Raw genomic sequence first — 7287 nt, 5'->3', positions numbered from 1 at the left:
TCCCAGTCCTAAGGGTAGGTTATCCACGTGTTACTGAGCCGTACGCCACGAGCCTAAACTCGTTCGACTTGCATGGCTTAATCGAATCCCAATAGCAGTAGCATCTGCCAGGATCAAACAGAATTGAACACATAACAGATCATAATAAGATATAATTAAATTGAAATTATGAAGTACGCTAAAAAATATAGACGAGTATACACATAAATTTGAAACAAATAAATTTGTAACTAATTCACCACATCTACAAAACTAACATCATACTTGAGGAAATTCAAGTACTCATTAAATATAACTACATGTGGAAATGCAACCATCATAGTAAACATTGCTCCATGCAATATACTTAGGTCATCGCCATATAACATATAGTACATCTAATAGAGAGACAAATTTTAGTAACAAAATTAATTACAAAATATTGCAATATATTTTAAAAAAATAAAATAATTTATAATATTAATTTTTTAATCAAAATAAAAATTTTTATTAAATATTTTAATGAATAAAACTTAGAATGTTGAATTTATAAAACAATTTTAAAAAAAATAGTGAAAAATTACATAGAAAAAGATAATTAAAAAAATAAATAAAAGAAAGAAAATTAATGGAATTTTAGATATTTTAACACAGACATAAAACAACTAGTATATAAAGATACCTATTATTCTAAAGCTTTTTTACAAATAACTGAAATCATTCTAGTTAAACTTCTATGCATCTTAATTCCATACTGCTCCACAATATCAAATCCTGCCTCGTTAGCAATTGGTTTTAAATCAACATAATGAGGACTAGCCATACAAAGATAAGCATCATCTTTCATATTATCATATATAGATTTAAAGAATTCTCTAAATATATCATCACCTTCAATATCCCCCGTAGATGTAGAAATACCATAAGGTGGATCTGTAACTACAGCAGTTACTTTTTCATACATTTTAAGTTCACGCACATCCAGATTAAATGTTCTATAATCAGTAATTCCATAATAATCTAAATTAATTGAAGTACCATTTTTCATTTTCCAATAAATATCTGATCCAACTACTTTACAACCGATTAGTCCTGCTTCAATTAAAATTCCCCCAGTTCCACAAAATGGATCAAGTAATAATTGACCTTTTTTAACTCTTGACAAATTAACCATACATCTTGCTAACTTTGGACTCATAGAACCTGGATAAAAAAATGGTCTTTTATGTGGTTTACTATCTTCAAAATGTTTTTTATTTAATTTGAATCTTTCAATAGCAATATAAAACTCATTTTGAAAAACAACAACACGTATTAATGTTTTAGGTTTTGATAAATTAACTTTAATATCATCACAATTTGAAAGAATTAAAGAACCTGCTTTTCTTTCAGTTCCCACAGTATCAATCTTCGTATGGAATCTTTTCACACGAACAGCAAAATTCTCATCAATATATTTTGACCAGTTAATAGATAACATGTCCTCCTCAAAATCATCAAGATTAGATTCCATTATAACTTCATGTATTTCATGAGTATATCCTAATCTTCTGGTTAAAGTTTCATAATAAGAATCAAGATTCTCCTCTGAAATATTTTTTAAAATAACTAAACCTTCTGTTATCACATTTATATCTGCAGAAATGTTTTCACATTCTATAACGGCTTTTAACTCCGCAAGAGGCAATTGTGGATGTTCTTGTGACTGTATACATAATAATTCCATTAAATTCACCTAAAATAAAAAAATGTTATTTCTTAAATTTATCAAAATGTCTTCTAATAACCTTTTCACTTGAATCATTCAAAGCATTCAAATCAGTGTTTAAAAATTCGCTTCCTTTTCCATTATAATTATTTTGAAAATCATCATTATAAGAATAATCCTCTTGCATATCATTATAATAATTTTCAGTGTAATAATCATTCTGAGGTTCCAATTCTCCAATTACTCTATCAACCTCATTTTCAAATTTACCATCATATGGTTCATACTCATATTCATGTCCTTTTTGATTATATTCCATATCAGGATAATATTCATAATCTCTTCTTGACATATCTCTTTCATGAGTTAAGGGAGTGATTGGTTCAAATTCATCATACATTTCATTTCTACCTAAATAATCCTCATCATCCAAATAATTATCCACTTGATGATAAGAGAAAGATCTATGTTGGCGAGGTTGGAAACTCCTAGAATCTCTCATATATGAAAATATTATCTCCTCAATCTCTGAAGGATTTGAAATATTTTTTAATTCTAACTGATTATTATCATAAGCACTGAAAACAGATACAGTACCTATATTAAACAATCTTGCAAGAATATTTTGAGAAGTATTAACATCTTGAATAGTAGCATAAGGCATGTGATTTTTTTTAGTTGATATAACACCCGACTTAACCATGATTTTTGAATCAGTTAAGATATATTCAAGAGAATACCAACCAATAATCTGCCATATAATATATAGTACAATAATAAGAATGATAACAAAAAAAGCTATAGCTGTATATCTAGTTAACGGTAATTGAATTTGAGAAATTAAATACACTTGCATCTTAGCAATGAATTTAACTACAACTGGTGAAATAGATAAAACAACAAACAATAAAACTAGACCGAAAATTGCCTTTTTACAGCCCAAAATCATGTTAGATCTTGTTTTATAAATAATTCGCTCATTAGCTTTATTCTCATTTTTATTAAATAACATAATTATAATATTAGAATTTACTTTTAAATAAAGTTTTAGAAAAAAAGATTAAATAAATAAGCCTCAGCTCGCCCATCATTCATCACATATCAGAGCTCATAGGGTTCATCATAGGCTTATTTATTAATAATAATTAATTATCCGAACATTACTCCGGCTTCAGTATTGAACATTTCATCTTCTTTATTTTTGCTCATTACTTTGTCAACAGCATCCATAAAGTCTGTTACACTAATCTTATCACGTCTTTCACGAATTGCAAACATACCTGCTTCAGTACATACTGCTTTTAAATCAGCACCAGATAAACCTTCGGTTAAATCAGCAAGCAAGTCAATATCTGCATCATCATCGAAAGACATGTTTTTAGTATGAATTTTAAGAATTTCACGTCTTCCATCAATGTTTGGAAGTGGAACTTCAATAAACCTGTCAAAACGACCAGGACGTAATAATGCAGGATCTAAAATATCTGGTCTATTAGTTGCACCAATAATACCAATATCTCCTCTTGATTCAAATCCATCTAACTCTGCTAAAAGTTGCATTAATGTCCTTTGAACTTCCCGATCTCCACTGGTGGAACTTTTAAGTCTTTTAGCTGCAACAGCATCAAGTTCATCAATGAATATAATTGCTGGAGCTTTTTCTTCAGCAAGTTCAAATACTTCACGTACTAATCTTGCCCCTTCTCCAATGTATTTTTTAACAAACTCAGAAGCTACAATTTTAATGAAAGTAGCATTGGTTTCATTTGCAACAGCTTTTGCAAGTAATGTTTTACCAGTTCCAGGAGGACCATATAATAATATTCCTTTAGGTGGTTCAATTCCTACTTTTTCAAATAATTCTGGCTCAGTTAAAGGTAATTCAACAGTTTCTTTAACTTCCCTAACTTGTTCTTCTAAACCACCAATGCTTTCATAAGTAATATCTGGTTTAGTTTCAATTTCCATTCCAGAAACATTAACATCTTTTTCAGATGGTAAAACTTCAACAATACCAAAAGTTTGTTGATTTAATGCGACCCTTGAACCAGGGACTAGTAATTTTTCATCTAAGAATTTTGAGTAATTAACAAGAAAACTAGGTCCTGTACTACTTTTAACAGTCATTCTATTATCATCTAAAACTTCAGTAATAGTAGCTAACACTAAAGGTGGAGATCTAAACCTATCAACTTCTGAACGTAATGATTTAGTTTCTCTCTCAAGTCTAATCTTTTCATTCTCTATTAAGACTTTATCTTTTTCTAATTTCCTAACTTTCCACATTAAGTTACTTTTTGCTTTGGTTTTTTCTTCTTTTAACAGTTCAATTTCATTTTGTAAATCTTCTACTTTTTCTATTAACTGTTCTTTTGAAGAATTTTCCAAATCATCGAAATCATCCATGTGAATCATCTCCAGTTAGCGAATAAATTTTTCATAACATTTTACTTTAATAACAATTTGTAATTTTAAAGTATATAAAATTATTCATTTAACAGTTACATCAACAAACATTTAATAACTTAATGACATATATTATTTATTAAAAAAATAAAAGGAAACTGATTAATATGGAATGTGAAATCTGTGGTAAAACAGTACCCGAAAATAATCCAATAAGAGCAAAAATAGAAGGATCAGTTATGGTTGTATGTAAAGAATGTTCAAAACTTGGAACAATACAAAAGGCACCTCCTCAACCAAGATTTAGACAACAACCTAAAGGAAAAAAAGCAAAAAATGCTAAACAAATCAGCAATTATTCTAGAAGAGATGAACCTTCAGAAGAATTAATTGAAGATTTTGAATTAAAAATTAGAAAAGCAAGGGAATCAAAGAAATGGTCTCGTGAAGATTTAGCTAAAAAAATTAATGAAAGATTGTCTGTTATTACTAGAATTGAAACTGGAAAAATGACTCCAGATACCAAATTAACAAAAAAAATTGAAAAGGTTTTAAATATAAAACTTCTTGAAAAAATAGACAATCCTGATTTGAATCAATTCATAAATACTTCTACAGGTGAGCGTACCTTAGGAAGCATAATGAAAATAAAAAGAAAATAACTATTTTTTAGTCAATACATTAGTGAGGAGTTATAGCTTCATGACTCCTACTCATTAAATTTTAATTGCATATATTATGCTAACTTTTTAACTTTCAGTTCTAATTCATTTAAGTAGTTGTACCTACAATCACAATGTCTATTCTTTAAAATAAACAATCATGCTAAACTTATCTGTTTTAGTAATAATAAAATAAGTTTTTTATGTTCTTGATTTTATATCTCTCTTATGTTATTTCATGAGAGAACCTTTAAAAAAAATAAAAAAAGTGTAGTCACTACTAAGTGACTTATTTAACATAACTATTCAATTTTTCATTTTTAACATGTCTTTTTTTTCCTTTAATAGAATAATCTATTAAACCATCATTTTTTGCTTTATGAGAATAATAACCTTTGAATACTTTAGCTTTATCTAATAATTTCTTTAATTTATAATAACCATCATATTCATCACTAACAACAACTACATGTGCAGGAGGATGAATTTTTTTTACTTGCATAATACTCAATGTAGTATCTTCTTTTACAAAAAATGCAGTAGCAACTTTAGATTTTGTTCTAAGTTTTGAATTTAAAATTTTTTCAACCAATGAATCAGCAAATTTAGAGTCGACAACTTTAGGTCGAGTAATTAAATTCAAATTACCATGACGTTCCATATCCGCAATTGCATTAAGTAGTTTTGAATTAGTTTCCCCTCTGATTAAAATTAATGCCATATTAAACACCATATAAAAAAAATAAAAGGTGAATTATCACCTATTTTGGAAAGATTTAAGCAATCTACTCCTGAATACTACTAATAGAATCAGGATAATACCAACAGCAGTTTGAATACTTCCAAGTATTGTTAAAATATTTCCATCAATTGGTAAATCCCATGCAGGGGATGATCTCTCACTAGGAAGTGCATTATAATAAACACCAACAGCTTTTGAACCTTGTTTTACATTAATATCTTTTGGTTCAACATGATCAACACCCACTAAAAGACCATTATTAATACCTCTGTTAATTGAACCTGCAATTGCAGATGCATCATATCCATATTTAGAAACAGATGCTTCAACAATTTCTTTAGTAGTCTCTGATAAACCTGGTCTATCACTTCCATAAACTGAAACACTGACTGCTTTAGAACTGACAGTTAATGCATCACCCAATGCTTGATATGCATAAACAGTTCGTATATCATGATTACAAACAGGACATTTATCATAGGCTTCCGCCGCTGGGAATCCCATTGCCCATCCACAGTCATCACAAACTTTTGAATATGCTTCATCCATTGGATAACCCGTGGAGTTCATTTCTTTAGGTGTGAACATGTCTGAAGTTGAAATACCTGACACAAGGTTTACTCCACCCCCACCATATTTCTCACCAGAATCTTTAGCTACTTCACCCATAGCCTCCGAGAGGATAGTAGTCGCAGGATAACCATCCCTAATCATTTTACCAATATTCATTGCAGTTTCTTTTCTTACAGAATCTGCAGTACCATATAATGGATTTCCCACAGTATTCCTCAAGTGAATAATAGCTCCTTTTTGACCAGGTTGTAATGTTGCTACACCACTGGTATAAGGAGTTACTTTAATATCATTACTTACATCATCAACTGTAATCACATATGCCCTATATGATCCTGCAACAGCAGCACCAATATTCGGACCTCCAACGAGCAGACGAGCACCTTCAAATTGAGATGCCACAGAAGCCGCAGAAGCTGCAGAGGCATTATTCTCTAAACTAGCAACTGCATCAACAATAGAATCTAACCTAGCATCTGAACTACCAGTACCCCCTGAAAGCACAGTAAAATGATTAGTTCTGGATAATAAGAAAGTTGACTGGAACATATTATCTGCAAAAGACATACTTCCAGCAGCAGCACCATTAGGATCTTGTCCAGTAGGATCAGTAATAACTATAATGTTACAAGTAGCCGCTACACTACTCATTGTTAACAATAATATAACAAAAAATACCAGTGCCATTTTAAATTTATTCAATTTTATCCACCTGCACCGTTTGTTTTATTATCTAATTCCACAGACGAAAAGTCTTCTATTACAGTGACCGTAACTACACCAGTATTTTTATCTACTTGGACATCCGCTGCAGTAATCGGTTGAACAGATGTACCTGGCACTGTAGACCGTGTTGCAAATTCTTGTGCCGTCTGAATAGCATCTTGGAGCGAAACTTCCCTTTTTGAAGTCTTTAGAATATCTCCATAAATCACACTACCATCCCTAAAACCTGCTTGCATAACATTTGATCTAATAGTATCAACTGGAACGATATCATTACCTTTAATAATAACACCTGAAATAGCAATACCATCATTTATTTCATCAGAAGATGCAAATGCAACATAGGTAATTAAACGACCACAAAGAATTAAAATAAACGCCAATAATAAAATTATTAATGTGTCTCTTCTAATCTTTATAAACATGATTATTTCCTCTTGTATCAATATTCTTTTATAAAAAAGAATCAATTTATACAATTAGTATATTAC

General features: G+C 29.9%; 8 protein-coding genes and 1 rRNA gene. 1 reads left to right on the top strand and 8 read right to left on the bottom strand.

The genetic code is table 11. The features are described 5' to 3' along the window. From ACR0P1_RS07275 to ACR0P1_RS07255, 5 genes are all read right to left on the bottom strand, one after another. A 16S ribosomal RNA gene (locus tag ACR0P1_RS07275) occupies positions 1-124 on the bottom strand; the annotation flags it as partial. A gap of 106 nt (positions 125-230) precedes the next feature. Continuing rightward, complete coding sequence (locus ACR0P1_RS07270) at positions 231-368, bottom strand: hypothetical protein (protein WP_432645742.1); 138 nt, start codon at positions 366-368, stop codon at positions 231-233. 296 nt (positions 369-664) lie between these two features. Beyond that, positions 665-1705: a TIGR01177 family methyltransferase gene (locus ACR0P1_RS07265; protein ID WP_432645741.1), complete on the bottom strand. Its 1041-nt coding sequence runs from the start codon at positions 1703-1705 to the stop codon at positions 665-667. A gap of 25 nt (positions 1706-1730) precedes the next feature. Further along, a complete protein-coding gene (locus ACR0P1_RS07260) occupies positions 1731-2699 on the bottom strand; it encodes a PH domain-containing protein (RefSeq protein ID WP_432645740.1) in 969 nt (322 codons plus the stop codon). A 137-nt stretch (positions 2700-2836) separates the two neighbouring features. Beyond that, positions 2837-4093 (bottom strand): proteasome-activating nucleotidase, encoded by a 1257-nt coding sequence (locus ACR0P1_RS07255; RefSeq protein WP_432645739.1) that lies wholly within the window; start codon positions 4091-4093, stop codon positions 2837-2839. Between the two features lie 167 nt (positions 4094-4260). On the opposite strand from ACR0P1_RS07255, the gene ACR0P1_RS07250 reads away from it, so the two are divergent. Beyond that, positions 4261-4755 (top strand): multiprotein bridging factor aMBF1, encoded by a 495-nt coding sequence (locus ACR0P1_RS07250; RefSeq protein ID WP_432645738.1) that lies wholly within the window; start codon positions 4261-4263, stop codon positions 4753-4755. A 289-nt stretch (positions 4756-5044) separates the two neighbouring features. Here ACR0P1_RS07250 and ACR0P1_RS07245 read toward each other — a convergent pair whose 3' ends face one another. From ACR0P1_RS07245 to ACR0P1_RS07235, 3 genes are read right to left on the bottom strand one after another with little or no spacing between them, the layout of a single operon-like run. Continuing rightward, positions 5045-5476 (bottom strand): DUF356 domain-containing protein, encoded by a 432-nt coding sequence (locus ACR0P1_RS07245; protein ID WP_432645737.1) that lies wholly within the window; start codon positions 5474-5476, stop codon positions 5045-5047. Between the two features lie 36 nt (positions 5477-5512). After that, positions 5513-6721 (bottom strand): hypothetical protein, encoded by a 1209-nt coding sequence (locus ACR0P1_RS07240; RefSeq protein ID WP_432645736.1) that lies wholly within the window; start codon positions 6719-6721, stop codon positions 5513-5515. Positions 6722-6774: 53 nt separating this feature from the next. Then, positions 6775-7221, bottom strand: a complete 447-nt coding sequence (locus ACR0P1_RS07235; protein ID WP_432645735.1) for a hypothetical protein — start codon at positions 7219-7221, stop codon at positions 6775-6777. Positions 7222-7287 lie beyond the last annotated feature (66 nt).

It is taken from the genome of Methanobrevibacter sp. (genome assembly GCF_050872065.1).
In the GTDB taxonomy this organism is placed as follows: domain Archaea; phylum Methanobacteriota; class Methanobacteria; order Methanobacteriales; family Methanobacteriaceae; genus Methanocatella.
The sequence above is the reverse complement of the archived record's forward strand: the minus strand, read 5'-3'. Positions and strand labels throughout refer to the sequence as shown.

What these genes read in the sequence shown, in the direction of transcription:
- ACR0P1_RS07240 (WP_432645736.1), bottom strand. Translation starts at nt 6,721, where the DNA reads ATGAGTAGTGTAGCGGCTACTTGTAACATTATAGTTATTACTGATCCT.
- ACR0P1_RS07245 (WP_432645737.1), bottom strand. Translation starts at nt 5,476, where the DNA reads ATGGCATTAATTTTAATCAGAGGGGAAACTAATTCAAAACTACTTAAT.
- ACR0P1_RS07255 (WP_432645739.1), bottom strand. Translation starts at nt 4,093, where the DNA reads ATGGATGATTTCGATGATTTGGAAAATTCTTCAAAAGAACAGTTAATA.
- ACR0P1_RS07250 (WP_432645738.1), top strand. Translation starts at nt 4,261, where the DNA reads ATGGAATGTGAAATCTGTGGTAAAACAGTACCCGAAAATAATCCAATA.
- ACR0P1_RS07265 (WP_432645741.1), bottom strand. Translation starts at nt 1,705, where the DNA reads ATGGAATTATTATGTATACAGTCACAAGAACATCCACAATTGCCTCTT.
- ACR0P1_RS07235 (WP_432645735.1), bottom strand. Translation starts at nt 7,221, where the DNA reads ATGTTTATAAAGATTAGAAGAGACACATTAATAATTTTATTATTGGCG.
- ACR0P1_RS07260 (WP_432645740.1), bottom strand. Translation starts at nt 2,699, where the DNA reads ATGTTATTTAATAAAAATGAGAATAAAGCTAATGAGCGAATTATTTAT.
- ACR0P1_RS07270 (WP_432645742.1), bottom strand. Translation starts at nt 368, where the DNA reads ATGTTATATGGCGATGACCTAAGTATATTGCATGGAGCAATGTTTACT.